29 protein-coding genes are annotated in these 23,126 nt (G+C 42.9%); 4 read left to right on the top strand and 25 right to left on the bottom strand.

The annotated features are described in order from the left end of the window. Window positions 1-297: 297 nt before the first annotated feature. Together FD04_RS12195 and FD04_RS12190 are read right to left on the bottom strand one after the other, a co-directional pair. Entirely contained in the window at window positions 298-681 is a 384-nt protein-coding gene (locus FD04_RS12195; RefSeq protein ID WP_054701478.1) for a CvfD/Ygs/GSP13 family RNA-binding post-transcriptional regulator, read from the bottom strand. A 99-nt stretch (window positions 682-780) separates the two neighbouring features. Beyond that, window positions 781-1,365 (bottom strand): peptidylprolyl isomerase, encoded by a 585-nt coding sequence (locus FD04_RS12190; protein ID WP_054701475.1) that lies wholly within the window; start codon window positions 1,363-1,365, stop codon window positions 781-783. Window positions 1,366-1,562: 197 nt separating this feature from the next. Here FD04_RS12190 and FD04_RS12185 point away from each other — a divergent pair, with 197 nt between their 5' ends. Continuing rightward, window positions 1,563-2,207 carry a VTT domain-containing protein gene (locus tag FD04_RS12185; protein ID WP_054701471.1) on the top strand — a complete coding sequence of 215 codons (645 nt, stop codon included), beginning with the start codon at window positions 1,563-1,565 and terminating at the stop codon, window positions 2,205-2,207. Between the two features lie 62 nt (window positions 2,208-2,269). Here the strand turns inward: FD04_RS12185 and FD04_RS12180 are convergent, their stop codons facing one another. The 17 genes from FD04_RS12180 to ccpA form a co-directional block, all read right to left on the bottom strand. After that, window positions 2,270-2,905: a TIGR01906 family membrane protein gene (locus FD04_RS12180; RefSeq protein ID WP_056949071.1), complete on the bottom strand. Its 636-nt coding sequence runs from the start codon at window positions 2,903-2,905 to the stop codon at window positions 2,270-2,272. Next, entirely contained in the window at window positions 2,898-3,683 is a 786-nt protein-coding gene (locus tag FD04_RS12175; RefSeq protein WP_056949069.1) for a TIGR01457 family HAD-type hydrolase, read from the bottom strand. The genes FD04_RS12180 and FD04_RS12175 overlap by 8 nt, the downstream gene beginning before the upstream one ends. 7 nt (window positions 3,684-3,690) lie before the next feature. Then, window positions 3,691-4,392: a YutD family protein gene (locus FD04_RS12170; protein WP_056949067.1), complete on the bottom strand. Its 702-nt coding sequence runs from the start codon at window positions 4,390-4,392 to the stop codon at window positions 3,691-3,693. Beyond that, complete coding sequence (locus FD04_RS12165) at window positions 4,385-5,788, bottom strand: bifunctional metallophosphatase/5'-nucleotidase (protein ID WP_056949095.1); 1,404 nt, start codon at window positions 5,786-5,788, stop codon at window positions 4,385-4,387. The genes FD04_RS12170 and FD04_RS12165 overlap by 8 nt, the downstream gene beginning before the upstream one ends. Window positions 5,789-5,810: 22 nt before the next feature. Continuing rightward, window positions 5,811-6,422, bottom strand: coding sequence for a metallophosphoesterase family protein (locus FD04_RS12160; RefSeq protein ID WP_235805701.1), 612 nt, complete (start codon window positions 6,420-6,422; stop codon window positions 5,811-5,813). Window positions 6,423-6,632: 210 nt separating this feature from the next. Then, the gene (locus FD04_RS12155; protein ID WP_056949065.1) at window positions 6,633-8,006 is read right to left on the bottom strand and encodes an amino acid permease; all 1,374 of its coding nucleotides are present in this window, start codon (window positions 8,004-8,006) and stop codon (window positions 6,633-6,635) included. Window positions 8,007-8,373: 367 nt separating this feature from the next. Next, the gene (locus tag FD04_RS12150; RefSeq protein ID WP_056949063.1) at window positions 8,374-9,564 is read right to left on the bottom strand and encodes an acetate/propionate family kinase; all 1,191 of its coding nucleotides are present in this window, start codon (window positions 9,562-9,564) and stop codon (window positions 8,374-8,376) included. 22 nt (window positions 9,565-9,586) lie between these two features. After that, the gene (locus FD04_RS12145; RefSeq protein WP_235805703.1) at window positions 9,587-10,603 is read right to left on the bottom strand and encodes a class I SAM-dependent methyltransferase; all 1,017 of its coding nucleotides are present in this window, start codon (window positions 10,601-10,603) and stop codon (window positions 9,587-9,589) included. 74 nt (window positions 10,604-10,677) lie between these two features. After that, window positions 10,678-10,851: a hypothetical protein gene (locus FD04_RS12525; RefSeq protein ID WP_156660470.1), complete on the bottom strand. Its 174-nt coding sequence runs from the start codon at window positions 10,849-10,851 to the stop codon at window positions 10,678-10,680. Further along, window positions 10,838-11,230 (bottom strand): competence type IV pilus minor pilin ComGF, encoded by a 393-nt coding sequence (locus FD04_RS12140; RefSeq protein ID WP_054701462.1) that lies wholly within the window; start codon window positions 11,228-11,230, stop codon window positions 10,838-10,840. Before FD04_RS12140 ends, FD04_RS12525 begins: the two co-directional genes overlap by 14 nt. Window positions 11,231-11,282: 52 nt before the next feature. Continuing rightward, the gene (locus FD04_RS12135; RefSeq protein WP_235805700.1) at window positions 11,283-11,456 is read right to left on the bottom strand and encodes a type II secretion system protein; all 174 of its coding nucleotides are present in this window, start codon (window positions 11,454-11,456) and stop codon (window positions 11,283-11,285) included. Window position 11,457: 1 nt separating this feature from the next. Next, entirely contained in the window at window positions 11,458-11,904 is a 447-nt protein-coding gene (locus FD04_RS12130; protein WP_054701459.1) for a type II secretion system protein, read from the bottom strand. Continuing rightward, complete coding sequence (locus tag FD04_RS12125) at window positions 11,876-12,181, bottom strand: prepilin-type N-terminal cleavage/methylation domain-containing protein (RefSeq protein ID WP_056949057.1); 306 nt, start codon at window positions 12,179-12,181, stop codon at window positions 11,876-11,878. Before FD04_RS12125 ends, FD04_RS12130 begins: the two co-directional genes overlap by 29 nt. After that, window positions 12,181-13,215 carry a type II secretion system F family protein gene (locus tag FD04_RS12120; RefSeq protein WP_056949055.1) on the bottom strand — a complete coding sequence of 345 codons (1,035 nt, stop codon included), beginning with the start codon at window positions 13,213-13,215 and terminating at the stop codon, window positions 12,181-12,183. The genes FD04_RS12125 and FD04_RS12120 overlap by 1 nt, the downstream gene beginning before the upstream one ends. Next, window positions 13,157-14,131, bottom strand: a complete 975-nt coding sequence (gene comGA, locus FD04_RS12115; RefSeq protein WP_056949052.1) for a competence type IV pilus ATPase ComGA — start codon at window positions 14,129-14,131, stop codon at window positions 13,157-13,159. The genes FD04_RS12120 and comGA overlap by 59 nt, the downstream gene beginning before the upstream one ends. A gap of 141 nt (window positions 14,132-14,272) precedes the next feature. After that, complete coding sequence (locus FD04_RS12110; protein ID WP_056949050.1) at window positions 14,273-15,007, bottom strand: YebC/PmpR family DNA-binding transcriptional regulator; 735 nt, start codon at window positions 15,005-15,007, stop codon at window positions 14,273-14,275. 174 nt (window positions 15,008-15,181) lie between these two features. Continuing rightward, window positions 15,182-16,183, bottom strand: a complete 1,002-nt coding sequence (gene ccpA, locus FD04_RS12105) for a catabolite control protein A (RefSeq protein WP_054701441.1) — start codon at window positions 16,181-16,183, stop codon at window positions 15,182-15,184. 387 nt (window positions 16,184-16,570) lie between these two features. Here ccpA and FD04_RS12100 point away from each other — a divergent pair, with 387 nt between their 5' ends. After that, window positions 16,571-17,668 carry a M24 family metallopeptidase gene (locus FD04_RS12100; RefSeq protein ID WP_056949048.1) on the top strand — a complete coding sequence of 366 codons (1,098 nt, stop codon included), beginning with the start codon at window positions 16,571-16,573 and terminating at the stop codon, window positions 17,666-17,668. A gap of 133 nt (window positions 17,669-17,801) precedes the next feature. On the opposite strand, the gene FD04_RS12095 is transcribed toward FD04_RS12100, so the two are convergent. Then, window positions 17,802-18,248: a YtxH domain-containing protein gene (locus FD04_RS12095; RefSeq protein ID WP_054701435.1), complete on the bottom strand. Its 447-nt coding sequence runs from the start codon at window positions 18,246-18,248 to the stop codon at window positions 17,802-17,804. A gap of 23 nt (window positions 18,249-18,271) precedes the next feature. Beyond that, window positions 18,272-18,676 carry a DUF948 domain-containing protein gene (locus FD04_RS12090; RefSeq protein ID WP_056949047.1) on the bottom strand — a complete coding sequence of 135 codons (405 nt, stop codon included), beginning with the start codon at window positions 18,674-18,676 and terminating at the stop codon, window positions 18,272-18,274. A gap of 203 nt (window positions 18,677-18,879) precedes the next feature. Between FD04_RS12090 and FD04_RS12085 the strand changes: the two genes are divergently transcribed. Then, window positions 18,880-19,737 (top strand): mechanosensitive ion channel family protein, encoded by an 858-nt coding sequence (locus FD04_RS12085; protein WP_056949045.1) that lies wholly within the window; start codon window positions 18,880-18,882, stop codon window positions 19,735-19,737. A gap of 117 nt (window positions 19,738-19,854) precedes the next feature. Here FD04_RS12085 and cbpB read toward each other — a convergent pair whose 3' ends face one another. From cbpB to racE, 4 genes are read right to left on the bottom strand one after another with little or no spacing between them, the layout of a single operon-like run. Then, window positions 19,855-20,355, bottom strand: a complete 501-nt coding sequence (gene cbpB, locus FD04_RS12080) for a cyclic-di-AMP-binding protein CbpB (RefSeq protein ID WP_054701432.1) — start codon at window positions 20,353-20,355, stop codon at window positions 19,855-19,857. A gap of 21 nt (window positions 20,356-20,376) precedes the next feature. Beyond that, the gene (locus tag FD04_RS12075; protein WP_054701427.1) at window positions 20,377-20,895 is read right to left on the bottom strand and encodes a metallophosphoesterase; all 519 of its coding nucleotides are present in this window, start codon (window positions 20,893-20,895) and stop codon (window positions 20,377-20,379) included. Window positions 20,896-20,897: 2 nt separating this feature from the next. Continuing rightward, on the bottom strand, window positions 20,898-21,500 hold the full coding sequence (locus FD04_RS12070) for an XTP/dITP diphosphatase (RefSeq protein WP_056949043.1): 603 nt from the start codon (window positions 21,498-21,500) through the stop codon (window positions 20,898-20,900). Next, a complete protein-coding gene (gene racE, locus FD04_RS12065; protein WP_054701425.1) occupies window positions 21,490-22,341 on the bottom strand; it encodes a glutamate racemase in 852 nt (283 codons plus the stop codon). The genes FD04_RS12070 and racE overlap by 11 nt, the downstream gene beginning before the upstream one ends. Before the next feature lie 160 nt (window positions 22,342-22,501). Between racE and FD04_RS12060 the strand changes: the two genes are divergently transcribed. Continuing rightward, window positions 22,502-23,002: a DUF2507 domain-containing protein gene (locus FD04_RS12060; RefSeq protein WP_054701422.1), complete on the top strand. Its 501-nt coding sequence runs from the start codon at window positions 22,502-22,504 to the stop codon at window positions 23,000-23,002. Window positions 23,003-23,126 lie beyond the last annotated feature (124 nt).

Raw genomic sequence — 23,126 nt, 5'->3', positions numbered from 1 at the left:
GTGATATACCCTGCACATTTGTGAAACGAAACTTTGTTCAGTTTTCAAAGGTCTACATAAATGACTCAACTCAATTAGTATAACTAAGATAAAATTTAATGTCAATGATTATTTTGAATCTTTATTCATTAACATATCTTTCGTTTTCAAGTTGAATCAGTTTCGTTGTAACGAAAAGCAAGTACTAATTATATCCTGCATAATTATGCGGTAAACTAATAATGTGCTCGTTAACAACAGGTAAAATATTACCAGCAATTAAAGGCAAGGTCAAGAACAAATCTCAAATATCTTGAATTATTTTTTTACAAATTGATTTAAAGCTTCTTGCTCCCATGCATGACGCCGTTTTTGAATCGGTGCAAAACCCTCGTGGACATTTCGATTCGTCCAGTAATGTTTATGATGAACCTCACCCTGTGGTGCTACTGGTTGCAAAGATACTTGCTCTTCTTCAAGACAACGAAGCGATAACGAAATTTTACCAGTAAACTCATCAATGTCCAAAACAACGACGTCAATTTCATCTCCAACGGTCAAGTACTCATGAATATCTTTAACAAATCCATAGTGACACTCGGAAATATGAATCAAGCCCTGTACGTTCTCTGCTAAATTAACAAAAGCACCGTAGGGTTGAATCCCGGTGACAGTGCCATGAACGTGATCGCCAATTCTCATAAAAAACACCCTCCTACTTATATTGTATAAACAGTAAACAAAAAAGGAATCCGGTCTGACTGACCTGATTCCTCATTTAGTTTCAAAGTAAATGATACTTTAGTCAGTAATTGTAATCGACTCAATAACAATGTCTTCAAGTGGTTTATCAGCAGCATCCGTTTTAACCGCCGCCATCTTGTCCACAACATCCATTCCAGAAACAACCTGACCAAATACGGTGTGTCTAAAATCGAGCCAAGGGGTTCCACCCTTTTGATAAGCCGTTACGATTTCTTCAGGGAATTTCGCTTCACTCATCTGTTCAGTGAGTTGCGCAGACATGTGTTGATTTTGAACAATAAAGAACTGGCTGCCATTCGTGTTAGGACCACTATTGGCCATTGATAGCGCACCGCGTAAGTTATAAAGTTCTTTTGAAAATTCATCTTCAAATGGCTCGCCCCAAATACTGTCGCCACCCATACCTGTGCCAGTTGGGTCACCACCTTGAATCATAAAATCACTGATAACTCGGTGAAAAATAACTTCGTCATAATACTGTTGTTTAGCTAATGTCACAAAGTTTTCAACCGCCTTGGGAGCCTGTTCAGGAAACAACTGAACCTCGACATCGCCCATTGACGTGTGAATCATTGCGCGTGGACCGTTTGTTTGATCTGTTTGTAATTGAGGAAAATTCAACTTAATACCTCCATATTTTCATTCAATACTATTATCCATGATTTAAATTTAAAAGCAAGCTTCATGGGTTAAGCCATGGCACATTAAAACGAATAAAATTCCTATTGTTTTCACTAAGCTTCCTCAGAATTTTTCTCAAATCAGTTGATTTCTGCTACAATATCAACATCTCATGTATTGAAAGGAAATAACTAATTATGAGCCAACTGATTGATTTCGTCCTTCATATTGATAATCACATGATCAATATCGTGAACACTTTTGGTGGGTGGACCTATGGCATCCTGTTTTTGATCATCTTTGTCGAAACTGGTGCAGTTATCCTACCATTTTTACCAGGCGATTCACTACTCTTTGCTGCCGCCGCCTTGGCCGCCAACCCGAATTACCATTTGAGTATTTGGTTATTTATCGGTATTTTCTTGCTGGCAGCAATCGGAGGCGACTCAACCAACTTCTTTATTGGTCGTCGAGTTGGGATTGCGTTAACGCGACACCGCTTCTTTGGTAAGTTTATTAAAGAAAAGAATTTAACCGACGCAAGACACTTTTTCGAAAAGCACGGCATGATTGCGATATTCTTAGCACGATTTATGCCGATCATCAGAACCTTTTCACCATTCGTTGCCGCCACTTCAGACTACGACTATCGTACGTTCTTGAAGTACAACGTTTCTGCAGCGCTCTGTTGGGTGGCTTTGTGCTGTGGCGGTGGTTACTTCTTTGGCAATATTCCGTTTGTTAAAGCCCACTTCTCACTCGTTGTGATTGGCATCATCGTTATCTCATTGATTCCCGCACTGGTCGGCGTCCTCAAAAGCAGTCGCCAAGTCAGTGAATGACATTCAAGTCCACTAAATTAAAGGTCGCAAACTCCAGTTGGAATTTGCGACCTTTTTTGTCGTTATTGATTAAACTGTGAAAATGAGCGTTTGCCATACCACACACCCAGTAGCATCATCAGTTCGAATAAACCGAAGGCTAACACAAAACACTGTGAAAAAAAGCTCTCTGGCAATACGGTAATCACCGGATCAAACTGCGGGTTGAATAGCCAATCAGAGTTGCGGAACAACAATTTATGGAAAGTAATAAAAAACTGATTGAAATTAACCAGCATCATTAACCCTGCCATCACTGGCACAACGGCTGCAACTTGAAAAGGTCGAATCAGTCGCCAAACTTGTCGACGCAAAATCAATTGTCGTAACCAGTAAATCGCGGGTCCAATCGTAATAATGAGGACTGCGTTATTCAGTAAGAACAAGTTTTTAACGTCCTTAAAATGCTGAAGGCCACTTGGCGAAGACGGAAAATCCATCATGTCTAAATGACCAATCCAGGGTAACTGTAAATATGCCAATAATTGAACATAATTTTGAATGATCCGATGAGAAGAAATTGTGACTAATTTCGATAAATGGCCTAATCTAACGTTTAAACTGTACAGCCAAACACTGTTAATCGTCAAAAAAATTGCCAAAGACACAATAGCCAAGAATAAACAGCTCCACATCAAACCGTTTTTAACTCTATTCATCAAGCAGCTCCCAATCATCTAGACTATCAATTTCATACGTTGGCGCGATGGCTTGTGATTGCACCTGTTCCCGTGTCGACAAACCACTATAAACTAACAAGGTGTCAACGCCAAAATTCAGACCAGCCGTAATGTCAGTTTTATAATTATCGCCAACCATTACGACTTGATCTTTCCTCAAACCACTTCGTTTGAGCGCATTCGCCATAATAATGGGCTCAGGTTTACCAACATATACTGGTCGCTGTTGCGTCGTATAAGCGACCATCTCGACCAACGAACCAGCACCCGGCAACATTCCTCTTTCATTAGGAATATTGGAATCGGGATTAGTTCCGATAAACTTGGCACCTGCTCGAATTGCTAACGTCGCAATTTCAAACTTATGGTAGGTCACGTCCGAGTCCAGTCCAACCACAACAAAATCAGGATTGCGTTCGGTCAGCACAAAGCCCTTGTTCAAAAACGCCTGAACCAAGCCAATTTCACCGATAATATAAACTTTTTTGTGTCCCGGGTGAGCAATGCTGTCCACGTAGTCGGCAGTTGCCAACCCAGCCGTGTAAACGTTGGCCTCGGTGACGTGAATGTCATGGTTATCAGCTAAGTTTGCAACCACGTCCGCAGGCAACTTGGTCGTGTTGTTGGTGACAAACATAAACTGATTGTGATGTTGTTGCAGTCTTTCGATAAACCGTTTTGCCGCTGGAATCCGTCTTTTACCGGCATAAATCGTGCCATCCAGATCGATAAAATAGCTATCATAGTGTTTGAACATCAATTGATCAGTCCTTTTTCTCTCTAATTGTAAATTTGCGGTGTTGACTATGCCCAACCGTTTTAACCGTACCCTTTCGTTGACTCAATGGTGTTGGCTTGACCGGTTTGACCTTCTCAACCGTGTAGGCCTTTTGCTTGTTAGCTTGATGTCGGCGCTTCGGGTGTGAACCAGCCGACGTCTCATTGGCTGGTTGATGGTTGGTTGATTGCGAACGATTTGAACGATTACCCGTTTGCGGTTGTGACTTAACCTGATGGGTCTTCGATTGCGATTGTCCACGTGTCTGATGACGTGAATGATTGCGGCCACCTTCGCGTTGACGACCGTTCTTCTTTGGCACAGCCACTTTGACGTCTTCATTATGCATCACAAAGTAGGGACAACCAGTGTTGCAGGCCTCGTCTAAATAATCCTGTAAAGCGCTGATTTTGAGTTCACCCGCAACATTACGCGAATCGGCATAAAAGCCACGCAAGCGAAGCTGACCAAAACCCCAATCACCAACTAAGTAATCATACCTAGAAAAATAAGTGTTAAACCGATCACTCAACTCGCTACGGTCAAAACCGTCACGATAGTTAGCCACGAGCTCATACGGGTGGTCGTTAATTTGATAATGCGTTTCATCAACAACAACGATAACACCGCCCGGTTCACGTTTTAACCGTGCATCATCGATGAGTGTCTGTAACGTTTTTTTATCCATTTGATTCGTCCTCCTTTCCCAAGATTGGATATTGTTTGGCAAGATAATCGCCAAGTACCGTCCTTAAAAGTTTACCATATAAAATTTGATTTTGACCGACAATTGAAATTGTGGGGAAAAACGGAATAAACAAATAGTGATCCGGCATCGCTACTGTATATGCCTTTAACGGTGACAGTGGTTCACCTCTAAACAAAACGGTTTGCTCATGTTCATTGTAAGTGATCCCTGAATAACTCAATGAGCCAAATAGTTCACCACGAAAACCCATCCCACGAATTGGAAAGCGACTTAAAAAACGGCGATTCTTTTCCATTTCCATTACCAGACGCCACAAGTTATCACCACTTAAAGTCACCCGCATGACGTGCATGGCATGTGGCAACAATTGATGCAGTTCATTACGGGTAATGACGCCCGCCGGCAAGTCGCGCATAAATAACCCACCATTCAAAATGGCTGCATCCGTTTGACCATAGTCTTCAAGTGCTGCCAACCCCTCACTCATTAAGCGAGAATGGCCCTGCCAATTTTTTTCCATTGCTAATGGTAGCTGAGCGATACGTTGTTCACGTAATAGTTGTTCCCCTTGCGTCACGTAACCATTGATTTCCGTTCGGTCGGCCGTAGCAGCTTGCAAATTATCAGTTTTAACCACACTGGCTTGATGTGAAACAATGTGATGATCCGTTAAGTTAAGTTGAACAGTGCCAACGTATTCACCATACTTACCTGCTGCGGCCAGTAATGTTTGGGAGACTTCCTCCCCGTGGACCAGCAAATGGTGCGTGTGGGCGCCGAGGATGACGTCAATTTCAGGAAATCGTTTTGCGACCCATCGATCGACGTCCAAACCTAGATGTGACAACAAGACCACAATGTCGTACTGACCTTCATACTGCCGTAATAATCTGGGTAACATCCGCTCCACTGAAATTGGCTGCCAGCCTAATAATGGGTAAGTGAGCGTGTACGGGGCTGTTAACCCTAACACTAAAACCCGCGTATGACTTTGTGTCTCGATAATTTTTCCGGGAAGCGCCCACTTAGGCTGGCTTTTTTGTGGCATGGTCAATAAGTTGCCTAAAATGACGTCAAAATTGGCGTGATCATACAGGTGGGTCAGTTCAGCTTTAGAATTACCTAGGCCTTCATTGTTCCCAATAGTCACTGCATCATAACCAATCTCATTCATCAACGAAACATTACGCTGACCATTAGTTGCTTCAGTTAGCGGGTGGGCACGATCCATAGCGTCACCGATATCAAAGGTCAGCACCGTATGCCCCGCGGCTATGTAACGTTGTCTTTCAGTCAAAAGGTAACGTCTAATTTTAGGCCAATTTTCAAAGTGAGAATGGAGATCGTTGGTGTGTAAAATCGTAATTTTTTCCATGTTGTTTGAACTCCAATCGTCACTAATGTCGTTTTTGAAAGTCTTCATTCTTGCCGGTCACCATCATTTCAATTTCTGCCATTGAAAGTGGGGTCCCAAATGCCGGCTTATGAACCAAATAGTCAGTTTCTGGCGTATCAACCCCAACGTTGATATCTTCTTTAATGTTCACCGCGTAATGATGGATATGACCATGTAGGTTAATAATTTGTTTGACGATTCCCATCATCATTGGATAATGGGTGAGATAATATTGGCGGTGATTAACCTTGATGATGGTGCCCACGTCATGAAATTCAAACTTAGGCCGGCCACCGTAATCATAGTTATGCTGCGCCAGATATTTGAACAAGGCGCGATTATCATGATTCCCTTTGATTAATACCAGATGGCCATTCAACTGGTTTAACACGTCAAAGATTGCTTTTTGAGCTGCACGCTCTGGCCGAATAAAATACAACGCGATATCACCCAAATGATATACAGTGTCTTCAGGTGTCACCCGTTGGTTCCAATGATCAATAATTGTTTGATTCATTTCAGCAACATCCTTGAACGGTCGTGGGGCAAAGTCAGAATCCCCTAATAAATCTTTATGAAAAGAATGCGTATCTGCAGTGAAATACAGTTGCACGGTTACCCCTTCTTTTATGAAACGTATTTTCGTTAAACTCGTCCCTACTAGTTTAACATGTCCGAGAAATTGATGACCTAACTTTTGATTCAGGATTTTCGAATAATCTCGATTAATACAAGGTCTTGGCAACAAAGCTAATGATTGTTGCATCATAAAAGCCGCCTAACCATAGTTTCAGTTAAGCGGCCCTTCTATATTTAAAAATGGTTAAAGACTTGATTTTTCGCGATCCATTAATACTTTTACCAACCAGAGACCAATTAGCCAAAGAATCGAGCCAATTAATGCAATTAACGTTTCGAACCGGAATAGCAAGACGATGCCAACCATTGCCAAGAAAGCTAATACAAAGTAATCAGAAAATGGCGCAAATGGCATTTTGAACGTCATCTTCTGCGCATCTTCTTTGCTTAATTGCTTTCGGTACTTGAGGTGTGCCAAGACGATCGACCCCCAAATGAACAAAAAGCAAGTTGTCGCGATACTTGAAATTAACGTAAATACCTTACCTGGAATAAACAGGTTAAGTAAGACAACAATTGCAATGATAACCGCCGAAAACAATAGTGCATTGACTGGCACTTGTGATCTGGAAAGTGTGCCTAACTTTTTAGACAGTTTACTCTTGCCTTCATACGTCAGTGAAAACAGCATTCGGCCGGTCGTAAACAAGGAACTATTGCAGGCTGATGCAGCCGCGGTCAACACTACAAAGTTAATGATAGCCGCTGCCGATTTGATGCCAATCGCCGAAAAGACTTCCACAAACGGACTCTGATCAGGCGAAATATAGTGCCAAGGATAAATGCACATTAAGGCTAACAGTGAGCCCAAGTAGAACAAAATCACGCGCATTGGAATCTCATTAATGGCTTTGGGAATAATGTTTTTGGGATCATTGGTCTCTGAAGCGGTCATCCCCACCATTTCAATGCCGATAAACCCAAATAGCACCATTTGAAATGATAAGAAAAAGCCCTTCGCACCATGAGCGAACACTTTGCCGTCTGCTAAATTCATCACCGAAGCGTGTCCAACTGGTGTCTTAAACTGAAAAATCACCATCACAATACCAATGACAATCAGTGCAATAATGGCTGCAACCTTAATAAAGGCAAACCAAAATTCAGTTTCACCAAACGCTTGAACCGTCACAGCGTTAATGACAACTAAAATCAGCAGAATCGTTAGTCCAGTTACCCACTGTGGCAACTCTGGCAGCCAAAACTTCATGTACAGGCCAGCCGCCGTTAAATCGGCCATCGCGATGCTAAGCCAGCAGACCCAATACGTCCAACCAGCGATAAAACTCCATCGTTCACCCAAATACCGACGGATGAAGGCAATATAAGAATGAGCACTTAAATCAGAGAGCAATAATTCCCCCAAAGCTCTCATTAACAAAAAACACGCAATACCAGCGATTAAGTAGGCGAGTAAAATTGAGGGGCCAGTTAAATGAATCGATTCGCCAGCACCTAAAAACAAACCCGTTCCAATCGTACCGCCTAATGCAATCATCTGAACGTGCCGATTTTTTAGACCTCGTGAAAACTGATCCGTTGGTTCTTCATTTTTCATTTACACTTCACTCCTTCACGAGTTTTCATTATACACGTCATAATTCATCATTTTAGTGAGCCACTCCATCGTAGCAGTCATTTTCTGCGCAATGCCCCATCTAATTGGCGGTTTAATAGCCATATGAACTTAATGAGGATTGTTCATTTTTAGATGAATAACTTGCATGTAACAGGTTTAATCATGAAGAAATCTGATGATTTGGCAGCATCAATTCATTTTAATCGCTACTTTCAACCCCGACTGAGTTATGAAAATAACAAAATAACGACTCAAAATCTCACCGCAAGGCAACATTTTGAGTCGTTATCCGATTGTATCGATTGACCAATCCTATTGAGAACAGCACTGGTTCAACCGACTAGCTTTATTTAGTTAAACGTTCAACGTCACGAACAATCATCAATTCTTCGTCAGTCGGAATCAACAACGTCTTAACAGTCGCGTCGGCAGTCGATAAATCACGTTCAACACCGCGAATATGGTTCTTTTCAGGATCAACAGCGATACCGAAGTAACCCAACTTATCGGCAATTTCTTGACGAATTGGAATGTCGTTTTCACCAACACCGGCAGTGAAGACAATGGCATCAATTCCACCTAGTTCTGCCACGTATTGGCCAATGTAACGAACGATGCGGTTAATGTACATGTCACGTGCAAGATGAGCTTTAGGGTTTTCATCTTGTACCTTTTCCAGGTCACGCATATCAGCAGAAGTTTCTGAGACACCAATTAAACCTGACTTCTTGTTCAAAATGTTGATCATGTCGTTCGGGTTCTTAATGTCCAATTTTTCCATTAAATACGTCACAAGTGAGACATCGATGTCACCTGAACGAGTCGCCATCATAATCCCGGCTAGCGGCGTGAAGCCCATTGACGTATCAAATGACTTACCATCCTTGATGGCTGTAATTGAAGCACCGGCACCGATGTGCAACGTAATCAACTTCAAGTCTTCAAGTGGCTTGCCGAGCATAGCTGCGGCGCGGCCAGCAACGTAACGGTGACTGGTACCGTGGGCACCATATTTACGCGCACCGAATTTGTCATAGTATTCGTAAGGAATGGCATACATATAGTTGATTTGTGGCATTGAGGTATGGAATGACGTATCGAACACCGCCACATTAGGAACATCCGGCAAAATCTTCTTGAATGCCCGAATGCCCATTGCTTCTGCAGGGTTATGCAAAGGTGCGTATTCTGCTAAATCCTCGATCTTCTTCAAAACATCATCATCAACTAAAACTGAATCTGTAAAGAATTCACCACCAGCAACCACACGGTGACCAATCCCCGTAATTTCGTTATAGTCTTTAATAATATTAAGCTCTAACAGCTTATCAAGCATCAAGTGAATCGCTTGTTCATGTGTATCAACATCTTGCGTGTTTTCAAACTTTTGACCGTCACCATACTTGATGGTTACGATTGAATCCTTCAAACCAATCCGTTCGATAACGCCGCTGGTGATGACGTCCTCTGATGGCACCTCGAAAAGTTTAAACTTCAATGTTGAGCTTCCTGCGTTAACGGCAAGTGTTTTTCCCATGTCACATTCTCCTTACATCTAGTTATTTGAGTAAATCTGCTTGTTCCCAGTCAACAATTTCTGCAATAAACTTCGAAAAATTAGCCTGATCTTTAAACGATGGAAATTCGCCAAGCATCACTTTATCAGCTTGCTTAGCTTGACCACCATGACGTTGTAAGAGCAGGATTGATTTTTCGGACTGTTGCGCCGTGAACAGATCCTTTGGCAAAGCCAAAAATCCTTGTAAATAAGCTGTGTCCTGCAACCATGCCAATAAGCCCTTTGATTCTGGGGTTGCAAATAATTGGCTTGGTACTAAGAATACACCAAATCCACCCGGTTTAACGTATTGCATTGCTTGTTCCATCAATAAGTGGTGGACGTATGAATGTCCTGACTGCGCGTGTGTCTTGAATGATGTTACTTTATCATCAAGTGGATAATAACCAATCGGCAAGTCTGACACAACCAGGTCAACTGCTGGTAACAACAATTCACCGAGTGCATCTTGGTGTTGCAACGTCACCGAATTACCTTGAAGTGTCGTGCTTATATCAGCAACTGACAAGAGTGAATCATCATTGTCGATGCCAATACCAGCAATGGGTTGATGTACCGCATCCGCCAACTGATTCATAACGGTCGTCAACAAATTAGCTGTTCCAACGGCCGGATCTAAAATCGTCAGTGGTTGTTGTTTAAATAATCGGACAACAAGATACCCCATTACCATACCGATAGTATCTGGCGTTAACTGGTGATTTGCCTGAATCTCATCTTCACGAATCGCTTTAAGCATTACCAATTGGACGGCCTGCCGAACCACTTCTTTTGAGAGTGATGGTTTATCGACTGAGTCATACAGCGTTTGTAACTGTTGTTCTAGCTGTGGGGCCGGTCGACCATCTTCAACCTGAACTTTACCCTCAATTAAGTTGTCACCGGATTCAATAAATGCATCCAAATACGAGGTATCAAGCGCTTTTTTAAGCAGTTCACTAGAATCATCCAGGACTTTAAAAAGCGCTTCCGTTTCTTCAATAGCCAGTGTTGTCAGCCTCCTGTCATTAGAATATCCACAGATTATAGTTTACAAAGATTTCACACCTAATTCAAGCGAACAATGAGAAATTACCGGTATTTCGAGTGAAGGTCTCTTTGCAATTTTAATTCATAGTGTGAAATAAGTGAATCAAATGCCCGCTGTTGACGCCGATAACCTTCCAGTTGAATTACCAAGATACCAGTCAGTAACAATAAGAAGAATAACGCTAAAACCGAAATTAAGCCACTACGATTTTTCATGGGGGACCTCCACCGAAGTCAATGCCGAAAATTGTTGCCCCTGTTTAGTTGTAACCATGATTCTTAAATGGTGGTGCTCTTCACGAAATTGAAAACGAACCACTTGGCGCATCACCGGTAAGTAACCACCTTTAAACGTCGTTAAAATCAGCTGTTCTTTATAACCGGCTAAAATAAACCGACGTCCCTTTAATTTACCGGCCGCTTGCTTCAGTTCGACACTTGATTTATTAACCTGTGTTAATGAGAAATGATACTCCTTTGATTCAATTTCACCTAATAGATAGTACCAGGCCAACTGCCCTTGAGCTCGCTGCTGGCTCTGCCCATTAAGCATCTGAAGGCCAAATTGAATACTGACAATTGCAATACTTGTCACAGCCAGCGCAATAACTGCTTCAAATAAAGTAAAGCCTGCTCTAACGATGATATTACTCCTCCTTTATCTCAATCATTTGATGTTCATACTGAGCGCGAACCTCATCCAGACGTTCAGTTTTGGTCATCAATTGATTTTGGAGTTGATGATGGACTTCGACATAGGTCACTAACCCTAAACTGATTAACATTAAGCCAATCAAAGCATCACTTAAAATAAAACCCACTTTAGTATGTTTCGCGTTCAATTCGATAAATTCCCCATCCCATCTGAATGATCATTTTATATCGCCAATTACCGGCAGACGACAGCAATGTAACGGTTTGTGGTGAAATCGTTGCGTCTTTTCGAATCGTGAGTCGATAATCGCCTTTGACGCTCATACTGTCGGGTAACTTAAGTGTTTGTGTTTTTCGATTAGATCGGAATGTGATCGCATCAGTGCCGGTCATTCGAATCACAGTTTCTCGGTGCTCGTGTCGCGCTGTAAATAGTGCCTGTTGCCAGTAATTATCAAATGTTTGCCAAAAATGCCGCTCTAGGTCGATTTGTCGTTGTTGAAATTGACGACTATTCATGCTCGTCAGTAAGAGAATTGCGGCCACGATGATTAACGTCACCAGCATTTCAAGCATCGTAAAACCATTACGGGGTTTGTTTAACTTGTTGACCATCGATACTGATCCCCTCTTGTTGGGCGATTTTGACTTGTCGTGATGTTAAATAACCGGCCTGTTGAAGTTCTGAGAGACTAGCGGTTTTATGATGCGTCGTTTCTAAATAAGTATCTAATTGTGTTTGAATTACGGTCGTCATGGCGCCGGTATGGACGCCATTTGCGTGCTTTTTTTGTGACGAGATATTTGGTGCAATAATTAGAATAAGTAATCCTATGATAAATAAAACAATGGTCATTTCTAATAAAGTAAAGGCCTTCTTAAATTTTGTCATTACATACCTCCAATTGTTCGATACATGGGCAAAAATAAACTCGCGTAAGCACCAATAATAATCATGCCAATAATCGCAAACGATGCCGGCTGAATCATTGACAGCAGACGTTCTAAACGTTGGGTCAATCTCTGATAATAAAGTGCAGTTAACGCCGTCAACTCTTCGGCAATTGTAGTTTGTGATTTACCGCTCTTTAGAATTAACTGTAGCTCGATTGGTAAGAAGCCAAATCGCTTGATTGCGTTGGCTAACCACTCACCGTTTGCCAAGTCGTTAGCTAACCGTTCAGCAATCTGATGTAATAAGGTAGTCGACTTACCTTGTCTCAGTACCACTAAAATTTCTTGAAATCCCAGTCCACCTTCCGACATAACGGTTAACGCCATTAGAAAATAATAGCCGTAATATAGTTTTACAATTGGCCCAATTAACGGTATTTTGATGATAATTAGCACCCGTCGCAAAATTGGTTGCTGTGCGACATAAAGGATTATCAATCCAATCGCTGCCGCAAATGGCAACGCAACTACCAGCCACCACCAGCTCAGTTGACTATTTCGGGTAGGTGGTGCCAATGCCGTTAACTGAGGCATGATTAAAATTTTCATTGCCATGATCACCATGGCTAAGATAACCACCAGTACCAGGGGATACTGTAGCAACCGCTTGATTTTTTGCTGCCTTTGATGGGCTGTTTGAAGTAGCCTGCTAATTTGGCCAAGGCTACTTGCAAGTTGACCGTGTTCTTCTGCCAGTTTCAATTGAAACCTAATTTGTTCATCAATGACAGTGCCAAAAGCTTCACTGACAGATTGACCCGCACGTAAATCCTGGTTGATTTGCCGCAAATGTGCCTGCTGCTTAATAAAAATTAATTCACAAAATTCGATTGCATGTCTTACCGAAAAACCTACCACAAGTAAATCACTTATCACTTGAAAAACTTCGGCCTGTACCTTAACGGGCCATGCTTTAACCCGCTTTGAACTGGTCATAGGTTTGCTGACTAATTTTGTTAGTGCGTTTGGCATCAGCTAGATCCTCCTTCCAGACTGCCGTTGTTTCCTGAACTTGTTGCCACTGATTATCCACAGGACCAGCAGCCAAATCTAACAGCGCTGCAACCTGACCATCCATGGTTGGTATAAGTCGTTGGTAGGCAACGCCAATCACGGCCTGTTTGACTACGTCTGGATCAATCGCAAGTTGACTTAATCTGGTTACAATACCGTGGGCAGTTTGCGCATGAACTGTACTCAAAACTAAATGCCCACTAAGTGCTGCATCAATTGCCGCCTGGGCCGTTTCACGATCTCGAATCTCACCAACGATTAAAACATCCGGTCGGTGTCTTAGCGCTACTTTAATTAACGCTTGATAGGTCATCGTCGCCGCTTCATTCACCTGCAGTTGTAAAAAATTGGGTGCTACGATTTCAACCGGATCTTCAATCGATAAAACGGTTAATTCCTGGCTTAACTGCTGTGCAAGCTGATAAATCGTTGTCGTTTTCCCAGAACCGGTCGGGCCAGCAAATAAAACTAAGCCACGGTGCTGACACCAGTCGGTTAAAACACGTAGTTGGGCTGGCTTAAGAAACGCCAACTGTTGCTGAGCAAGTGGTCTAAGTAACCGAATCACCAAAGACTCTTGGTTCAAAAAATTACCGACGCTCGATAATCGAAGATGAATTTCATGTTCAGCGATCTCTAAGGTCAGCGCACCTAGCTGGGGCCGTCGGGTTTCTGTAATCGCCATATTGGCTCGGTATTTAAAATGAGCAATTAATTGCTGCCCTTCTTGACGTGAGAGCTGACAGATTGGTACCACTTTCCCAAGTCGATGTTCGACCACCTTGTAATGATCAGTTTCAGGTAAAATATGAACGTCAGAACTATTAGCTTCGACAGCATTCGATAGCAACTTAATGCCAAGTTGTTCTATCATTTTGACACCTCCTGCAATTAGCTACGCAGCTTAGTTGACTGAAGTTTATTTAATCACCAGATGAAAGGACGCAAAAAAAGTGTGCCACTACCAAAAAATTGGTAATGACACACTTTCAAAATTTAACGAATGTGTTAAGCCTTATTCAACACTTTCAGGCATCGTTGCTGCTTCATAAACATCTGAAACATCATCGTTGTCTTCAAGTTCGTCAATTAAGCCTTGATACTGTGATACTTTTTCAGCGGGAACTTCAGTAGTGTTCTCAGGGAACATCCGAACTTCAGCTGTGTCCAAGTTATACTTCTCTTGTAAAGCATCACGAACGGCGGTCAAACTCGAAGGATCTGAGAAGATCTCGAATTGATCATCGCTAGTTTTCATGTCGTCAGCACCTGCATCAAGTGCGTCCATCAAAACTGTATCTTCATCGGCATCTAAACCGTCACGTAAGATCACAACATAACCTTTACGATCAAACATGTAAGAAACTGATCCAGCAGCACCCAATGAACCGCCATGGTGAGTGAAAGCGGAACGAACGGCAGCAGCTGTCCGGTTCTTGTTATCGGTCAAAGCGGCCACCATAATAGCTGTCCCACCTGGGCCATAGCCTTCATAAGTGATCTCTTCAAACTTCGCACCACCGACACCTGAGGCCTTGTCAATCGCACGTTGTACGTTGTCCTTAGGCATGTTCGCTGCACGAGCCTTATCCATCACCAATCGAAGTTGAGGGTTGTTTGCTGGATCAGGATCACCTGCTTTAGCGGCTTGATACAAGTCACGTGAGATTTTTTGGAAAATTTTACCACGCTTAGCATCTTGGGCGTTTTTACGGCCTTGGATGTTATGCCATTTTGAATGTCCTGACATATCACGACTCCTCTTTTCTTAAATATATTCGTTTATACAGACTACATTATAATATCACGCTATAAATTGCAATACAAGGGTTAGCGTGCGTCATGGCAGCTAATTGCCAATAAAAATGGCCTTGATCGTACGTCATTATTTAGCCGTAAAATCAAAACCACTTCAAATCGTACACTAATTAGTTGAATCACGCTTCATCAAGCCGTATGGTAACAAGATGGTTTTTTCATCGACCTGTTCGTTATTCATTAACTTGGTCAATAAACGCATTGCAACCGCACCAATATCGTAGAGTGGTTGCGTAATTGAAGACATCTTTGGTCGAACCATTTCGGTTAACTTGGTGTCATTGCTGGTAATGATTTCGAAATCATCTGGTACACTCAATCCAGCGTCTGTTACACCATTCATAACGCCAGCGGCTAGTTCATCGTCACCGACAATCGCAGCAGTGGCATTAACTGATTGCAATGCTGGTTGCAATAATTGACCAGCCTTGTATGTGTAGTCGGTTTCAAAAACCAACTTGTCATCGTATCTGATGCCAGCTTTCTTAAGCGCTTGTTTGTAACCCTTCAACCGGTAGTCACGGTTAATTGGATGGTCGAGACTGCCAGAAATAAAGGCCACGCGTTGGTTACCACGGTCAATCAAGTTCTTAACCGCTTCTTCAACAGCAGCAGCGTAGTCAATATTGACGCTTGGCATATCACCCTTTTCATCAACGCAACCCGCAAGCACGATTGGCGTCTTTGCCCGCTCGAACTCTTTGCGGAGTTCCTCGCTGATGTCATTTCCCATGAAGACGATCCCGTCAACTTGCTTAGCCATCAACGTGTTCAACACTTGGACTTCTTTGCGTCCATTTTCGTCAGAATTTGTCAAAATGATATTGTACTTATACATCATGGCGATGTCGTCAATTCCTCGTGCAAGTGCTGAGAAGTAGACGTTGGTGACATCCGGAATAATCACACCAACTGTCGTCGTCTTCTTGCTGGCCAATCCTCTTGCAACTGCGTTTGGTCGGTAATCTAGACGTTCGATGACGTCCAGAACTTTCTTACGTGTTGCCGGTTTAACGTTGGGATTACCATTAACCACTCGTGATACAGTAGCCATCGAAACATCGGCTTCACGGGCAACGTCGTATATTGTTACTGTCTGTTTATCCATTGCGATAGCCCTTTCTTTATTGGTTTAATTTGTTTTCACTGATTTTCAACAACTTGATAAATATATCAGAATAGTTTTCAGAAATCAAATTGAAAACGTTTTCATATTGATGATACTCTATTAACGCCCACTTTTCAAGACCACTTCGCGGGTTGAGGGTTATCTGATGAAAACGATTTACAGGATAATCGAGGACTAAACGTCTGATTAGTTTCTGAAAAAAGCTATCATATCAGCCTTCGCTGCGAATGAACCTTTGTAATGTCAATTCAACAGCGCACAATACATTTCGAGAGTTAGTATTATTTATAATAATTTACGAACTAGACCACTTAGCCAAAATCGAAACATGTTATAATGACCTTATCATAAGTAGAGGTGATTACGTTGTCAAAACTGGAACAAGTCCAAGAATGGACAGCAACACATCAAGCAGATTTAGCCTACATTAGTGATCCAAGGACCATTCAGTATTTAACGGGTTTTTATAGTGATCCAATTGAACGGGTTTTGGCCCTTGTGGTTTTCGCCGATCAAGATCCATTCATGTTCGCACCCGCACTGGAAGTCGAAGCCATCAAAGAAACTGGCTTTAAATTCCCGGTTTACGGTTATTTAGATCATGAAGATCCTTGGCAGTTAATTGCAACCCAGGTTAAGACCCGAGTGGCCAATCCCAAGCAAATCGTCTTAGAGAAGAATCAGTTGACTGTTGATCGACTAGAGCAGCTCAAGCGAGTCTTGCCAACCACCAGTTTCGACAAAGATATCACGCCATATATTAATCAGTTACGGGTCATTAAAACGCCTGATGAAATTGAAAAGCTCAATATCGCTGGTAAATGGGCCGATTTTGCGTTTGAAAAAGGGTTTGCTGCAGTTAAGGCAGGACGTAGCGAGCAACAAGTTGTGGCCGAACTCCAATACGCCCTCATGAAAGAAGGTATCATGCAAATGAGCTTTGATACCCTCGTTCAAGCAGGTGCCCATGCCGCCGAACCACATGGCGCAACAAACGCCACTAAGTTCAAGCAAAACGAACTGATTTTATTTGACCTTGGTACCATTTGGGATGGCTACATCTCAGATGCTTCACGGACAGTTGCCCTTGGGACCCCGACCGCTAAACAACGCGAGATTTACGATGTGTGTCTCGAAGCACAATTGACCGCCCAGTCTGCTGCTAAGCCAGGGATGACTGCAGCAGAACTTGATCAAGTTGCACGCTCGATTATCGACAAAGCCGGTTACGGCGAGTACTTCATTCACCGACTAGGCCACGGGATGGGTATGAGCGAACACGAGTTCCCGTCAATTATGGCAGGTAATGAGATGGTGCTTCAACCTGGCATGTGCTTCTCAATCGAACCTGGTATCTATATCCCAGGTGTTGCCGGCGTCCGAATTGAAGATTGTGTCCACATTACAGATTCAGGGTGCGAACCATTCACGCACACCTCAAAAGAATTGACATACGTTGGTTAACTCGTACACAATAAACTTTTGTTAATAAGTAATTCCAAAAAACAGCTCGTTTGACTTCTAGTTAGAAATCAAACGGGCTGTTTTATTGTGGTATATCGGTGTTCAGTTAAAACGAGTGCTTAATTACAACCACTTATTCGGTTGGCGTATCAGTTGAATCGCTCTCAGAGTCATCTTCAACTGGTTGATTAGAAACATCCGCTCCGCCGAAGGTATCCTCGCTATTTAAGACAATATCTTCAGATTCATCATCAGCGGAACTCGAGACATCCGTTAATTCATCACGCAACGTGTCGTCGTTACCGGCTGGTGTTGATTGATGTTGAGTAAATTGATCAGCGGCGTTTTTAACCCGATCACTGACATTCTGTGACTGATCAGCAAAAGTTTCCTTAAAATCATCCCATGCATCACTTGCGTAAAAGGCATAGTCAACGGCCCGATCTTTGGCAATGTTGACCTTTTCTTGTAAATCAGCCTTTAATTCGTCCTTCTCGGTTTCACTTAATCGATGGTAAGCTGTATGCGCAGCGGCAGCACCGATCGCCAACCCAACTAAAAATCCAAGCTTCTTTCCCATAAGTTAAACACTCCTTTCAGACACTAAACCTTATTTTTACGATTACGATATGCTTTGAAGACTGACTCACCAACACGGGTTACAACACTTGTGGTTGCAGTCTTCTTAGCCGTTGATTTCACTTTACCAGTGAGATCACGCGTGGCAGCATTCAGATCTGAGACACTCGTCCCAAGGTCGGCAGCCGCCTGAAATACGGGGTCAATCGTTGCAACTTTGTGATTGACGTCATCTAGCAACGTATTCGCGCTTGCCAGAATGTCTTCGGTTTGCTTAGCAATCACATCCATATCGTTCGTCATCGTCTTGACACTTTGGTTCACCTCACCGAGTGTGCGAACCATCTTCATCAAGAAAACACCGATGAAAACTACTAATACTAAAAATGCAATGGCAGCAATTAAACCTGCTATTTGTCCACCAGTCACACTACCCCTCCTTACTTTAGTTGTTAGCTTTAGAATAGCATTGCCCCATGGCGGACGCAATAAAAAAATCCGTTTTCATCCGAAAAAACGGGACCTAAAAAAGCGCTAACAGACCATTGTTTATTCAAATTCATTCATAGGATACGCTTTGACCGTTAAATCTGTTACACTTATCTGGTAATCTAACGCAAGGAGTTCTCGCAATGTTATTAACAAGTCACTTCTATTCATTTATTCAACATTTTGATTGGCAAAAAATTGGTGAACAAATTGCCAGCACCGTTTTTCAGCTATTGCTAGTGTCAGTCGGCCTGTTACTGGTTAACTGGCTGGGAAAGAAGATTATTCGCCATTTATTCAAACAGTACAAAGCTACGAAACTGGTCAATGGCAACACTAACCGCATCGACACGATCTTTACGCTGATTCTCAATATTTTTTCGTACACCGTACTCTTCTTTTGGATTTATGCCCTCTTGTCATTTTTGGGAGTTCCCGTTGGCACGTTAATCGCTGGCGCCGGTATCTTCAGTCTGGCACTTGGACTCGGTGCACAGGGCTTCGTCTCAGACATTGTGACTGGGGCTTTTATCTTGATGGAAGAACAAATCAACGTTGGCGATGCTGTTAAAATTGGGACAATTGAAGGCACCGTCTCAGCAATCGGCATTCGGACGACCCAGGTGATCAGCGCGGATGGCACTCTGAACTTTATTCCTAACCGCAACATCACGATTGTAAGCAACAAATCTCGCCACGAAATGCGGGCGCTCGTTCAAATTCCAATTTTCCCAGATTCACCCATTGATGAAATTAACAACGTGATCAAAAACGTCAATCAGACGATCACGTCCCAATTCCCAGCCATCACACAATCACCGACTAACTTGGGCACCGTACCACTGCCAGACGGTAAATTAGTCATTCAAGTCGTCACGTTTACCCAGCCTGGTGAACAGTCAACCGTTCAGCATGAATTACTATCCGCTTATTTAAAAGCAATTAGTGATGCCAATATCACTTTACCCACAATTTATCGAACTGATTCAACTACACAGTAGCAAACATCACCGCCTGCTGTCTTCTTAAACACGATGACTGCAGAAAAAAGTGACCTTAGCGGCCTAATGAATAGGCTGCTAAGGTCACTTTTTTGTATCAAAAATCTTTTTTCATCACTAACAGCCAGCAGATCCAGTCTCTGAAACGGGATCTGAAATTGGCGAAACGTCATATTGTTCGGACAAATTGTGAGCGAGATAATTAACCCGTTTTAGCAATTCTCGGCGAGTAATAATGCCAGTAAAGGTTCTTTCGTCTGACACCACCGGCACAAAGGACTCATCGATCAGTAAATGCAGGATTTCATCCAAGTCAGTCGGGTCTTCAATCGTGCGAATATCAGTCTCCATCACGTCTTGAACCTTCAGACGGCGCAAGTTTTCGGGTGCCACGTGATTGGTATCCAACATGTGTTCCGTAATCATTGACAACGATAATAATCCACATAGGTGCTGATCTCGGTCTAAAACAGGCACTTTGGCGTACCCCACCTTAGTTAACACTAAAAACGCATGGTAACAGTCATTGGTCACCATTACGTTGGCAACGATGTTGGCCGGAATAATCAAATTATCATGATCAGCCAAAATCATTTTGCGTATCGGTTCATCAATCATTTTTAATTCCTCATTCTCTGCTTAACGACTAAACACTTGATGTAATGAGCTAACCCGTTTGAGTTGTCGGTCGTAAAAATCAACCTGCAATTGGTCAGCCATAGTTGTCACAATGGCAAAAGTACCGCCCAGATTGGCAAACTCACCTCGAGGTAACGAAATACTGCCGGGATTTAAATATAACCTTCCCTGAACAAATTCAGCTGCTAACTGGTGGGTATGGCCGTAAAACACTAACGTCGCACCCATCTCCTGAGCCTTCAAACTGAGGTGAGTCAGCCCCATGTTCACGCCGTACAGATCACCATGCGTCATAAAGACTTGATCAGTACCGACTTGAACACTCACATCATCTGCAAAAGTTGTTCCGTAATCATTATTACCTTTCACAACTTGGACATCATCAAAAAGTGGGTTCGTCACAGCCATTTCCGAATCACCACAGTGAAAAATGGCATCAACTGTGTCATGAAAGTGGGTGAACACTTTTTCTAAAATCGCTTGATCGCCATGATTATCACTGATGACCAATATTTTCATCGTTAGGCCTCCCACCAAGAATCAAACTGCTTCATCATTTTTTGCGTCGCGCGGCCACGATGACTGACGGCGTTTTTTTCACTGTCAGTCATTTCGGCCATCGTTTTATTGGCAGCTGGAATCCAGAAAAGTGGGTCATAGCCAAAGCCATTATCACCACGTGGTGCGGTTAAAATTTGACCAGCGACTTCGCCATCAACCACCAGTTTTTCTCCGCTCGGCTTGACTAACACGAGGGTTGTATGAAAAATAGCTTGTCGCTGATCTGCGGGTACCCCTTGCAGTTTTCGTAACAGTTTCTGATTATTGGCCGCATCATCATGATCACCAGCATAACGCGCCGAATAGATGCCTGGTTCGCCATTCAACGCAGTCACTTCTAACCCAGAGTCATCGGCTAAAACTGGTAGGGCTGTCATTTTAGCAATTGTGGTTGCTTTAATCGTCGCATTTTCCTCAAACGTCTGGCCATTTTCATCAATTTCACCGACTGAGGGTAAATCAGCTAACGTCTTGATGGTGATTCCCTTTGGCGCAAGTAGTTCCGCAAACTCGCGGGCTTTGCCTTGGTTTCTAGTGGCAATAATCAATGTACTATGCTTCATCTGTTGGTTCTCCTTCTTCCAAATCACCGTACGCAACAAGACCGTCAACTGCAATGTGTTTTGCAGTTAGTCCCGGCAACTGTAACCAGTTCGCTGCAATCTCATCAAATGGTGCTGTTGCACCAGTGGTATAAAATGCGTGGCTAGCAACGTGATTGCTTGGCGCCAATAACTTTTGGTCAGTCAGCAGCTGTTTGATTTTAGTAACCGTTTCCACTCCAGAATCCACGAGTTGAACGTTCGGCCCGACTGCCGCTTCGATAGCTGGTTGTAACAACGGAAAATGCGTACAGCCCAAAATCAAAGTATCAATTTGACCAGGTTTAAAATAACTGAGTTTCTCAGCCACAGTTTTAGCCGTTTCGGGCGTCTCCGCCTGATTATTTTCCACAATTGTTACAAATTCTGGACAAGCCAGCCCTGAAATAGTTGCTTGTGGCGACAGTTTTGTGATTGCACGATGATAAGCATGGCTCGAAATCGTGCCCGCTGTGGCAATCACACCAATTTGCTGCGCTTGTGACATTGCCACAGCCGACTGACTACCTGAATCGATGACCCCAACAACTGGGATCGACAATTTGGCTTGTAAGATCGGCAATGCTGCGGCTGTAGCTGTATTGCAAGCAATCACAATTGCTTTGACGTTTTGTGCCAGTAAGAAACCGGTAATTTGCTGGACAAAATGGGCGACTTCACTTGCAGGTCTTGGACCGTACGGCAGTCGTGCTTGGTCCCCTAAATACACAATGGACTCATTCGGTAATTGTCTCAAGGCTTCCTTAACCACCGTTAGGCCGCCGATACCGGAGTCTAAAAACCCAATTGGTTGAGATTTCATGCCAATCTCCCTTTCGCGTATATCTTGAAACTATATTATTCACCTTTTTATGACAGGAAGCAAGAATTCACAAATTTTTTTAAGTTACACCAATTAACTTGCAATCTACGCTCATTCCATTGTAATCTAAACGTAACAGATATCTGAATGGAGAACAATCATGGAAAACCAGATTTACAGTAACTACTTATCTGACGCGCAACAAGCCCCACTATTTGGCAAGGCGCTCTTTCGCGACGTTGTCTTAAACGACTTGTTAGGTGCAGATGCCAGTAGCATTGCCTACTGGGAAGGCAAACAACTTGCCCGTCGGTTCGCACTCGGTAGCATTGAAGACGTCGTAACGTTTTTCCGTCAAGCTCAACTGGGCGATTTAATGCTCCAAAAACAAAGCGCCAAAGAATGGCGCTTTACACTGAGTGGTCTGCCTGTCACAAGTCGCTTGACGTTACAAGCGGATGCCACCTTCTCGCTCGAAGCCGGCTTTCTAGCTCAAACTGCCCAGCAAATGATTGGCGTTATCGCTGAAACCGAGATGGGCGAACGACCAAAGCGTGCAAACGGCATCAGCTTAGTGGTTCACTTAGATCCAAAAGATCAAGTAGCAGATCCAATGGAACTTGACACAATGTCAATTATTCCAGATGATGGTCTTAATTAACGCTCGCATAATAGCATATCGACCCATACAATAGGCACTACCCTCAAAGTTTACGCGTAACTTACTTAACTTTGGGGGTTTTTTTGTCCCGAAAAACTTAACGTTGATCAAAAAAGGGATTCGA

This window comes from Secundilactobacillus odoratitofui DSM 19909 = JCM 15043 (assembly GCF_001434895.1).
In the GTDB taxonomy this organism is placed as follows: domain Bacteria; phylum Bacillota; class Bacilli; order Lactobacillales; family Lactobacillaceae; genus Secundilactobacillus; species Secundilactobacillus odoratitofui.
Note: the sequence above shows the minus strand (reverse complement) of the source record. Positions and strands in the feature narration are given on the sequence as shown.

Coding starts and splice junctions, on each gene's coding strand:
- FD04_RS12195 (WP_054701478.1), bottom strand. CDS start 681: ATGAGAATTGGCGATCACGTTCATGGCACTGTCACCGGGATTCAACCC.
- FD04_RS12185 (WP_054701471.1), top strand. CDS start 1,563: ATGAGCCAACTGATTGATTTCGTCCTTCATATTGATAATCACATGATC.
- FD04_RS12180 (WP_056949071.1), bottom strand. CDS start 2,905: ATGAATAGAGTTAAAAACGGTTTGATGTGGAGCTGTTTATTCTTGGCT.
- FD04_RS12175 (WP_056949069.1), bottom strand. CDS start 3,683: ATGTTCAAACACTATGATAGCTATTTTATCGATCTGGATGGCACGATT.
- FD04_RS12170 (WP_056949067.1), bottom strand. CDS start 4,392: ATGGATAAAAAAACGTTACAGACACTCATCGATGATGCACGGTTAAAA.
- FD04_RS12165 (WP_056949095.1), bottom strand. CDS start 5,788: ATGGAAAAAATTACGATTTTACACACCAACGATCTCCATTCTCACTTT.
- FD04_RS12155 (WP_056949065.1), bottom strand. CDS start 8,006: ATGAAAAATGAAGAACCAACGGATCAGTTTTCACGAGGTCTAAAAAAT.
- FD04_RS12150 (WP_056949063.1), bottom strand. CDS start 9,564: ATGGGAAAAACACTTGCCGTTAACGCAGGAAGCTCAACATTGAAGTTT.
- FD04_RS12525 (WP_156660470.1), bottom strand. CDS start 10,851: ATGAAAAATCGTAGTGGCTTAATTTCGGTTTTAGCGTTATTCTTCTTA.
- FD04_RS12130 (WP_054701459.1), bottom strand. CDS start 11,904: ATGGTCAACAAGTTAAACAAACCCCGTAATGGTTTTACGATGCTTGAA.
- FD04_RS12125 (WP_056949057.1), bottom strand. CDS start 12,181: ATGACAAAATTTAAGAAGGCCTTTACTTTATTAGAAATGACCATTGTT.
- FD04_RS12120 (WP_056949055.1), bottom strand. CDS start 13,215: ATGCCAAACGCACTAACAAAATTAGTCAGCAAACCTATGACCAGTTCA.
- comGA (WP_056949052.1), bottom strand. CDS start 14,131: ATGATAGAACAACTTGGCATTAAGTTGCTATCGAATGCTGTCGAAGCT.
- FD04_RS12110 (WP_056949050.1), bottom strand. CDS start 15,007: ATGTCAGGACATTCAAAATGGCATAACATCCAAGGCCGTAAAAACGCC.
- ccpA (WP_054701441.1), bottom strand. CDS start 16,183: ATGGATAAACAGACAGTAACAATATACGACGTTGCCCGTGAAGCCGAT.
- FD04_RS12095 (WP_054701435.1), bottom strand. CDS start 18,248: ATGGGAAAGAAGCTTGGATTTTTAGTTGGGTTGGCGATCGGTGCTGCC.
- FD04_RS12085 (WP_056949045.1), top strand. CDS start 18,880: ATGTTATTAACAAGTCACTTCTATTCATTTATTCAACATTTTGATTGG.
- cbpB (WP_054701432.1), bottom strand. CDS start 20,355: ATGATTGATGAACCGATACGCAAAATGATTTTGGCTGATCATGATAAT.
- FD04_RS12075 (WP_054701427.1), bottom strand. CDS start 20,895: ATGAAAATATTGGTCATCAGTGATAATCATGGCGATCAAGCGATTTTA.
- FD04_RS12070 (WP_056949043.1), bottom strand. CDS start 21,500: ATGAAGCATAGTACATTGATTATTGCCACTAGAAACCAAGGCAAAGCC.
- racE (WP_054701425.1), bottom strand. CDS start 22,341: ATGAAATCTCAACCAATTGGGTTTTTAGACTCCGGTATCGGCGGCCTA.
- FD04_RS12060 (WP_054701422.1), top strand. CDS start 22,502: ATGGAAAACCAGATTTACAGTAACTACTTATCTGACGCGCAACAAGCC.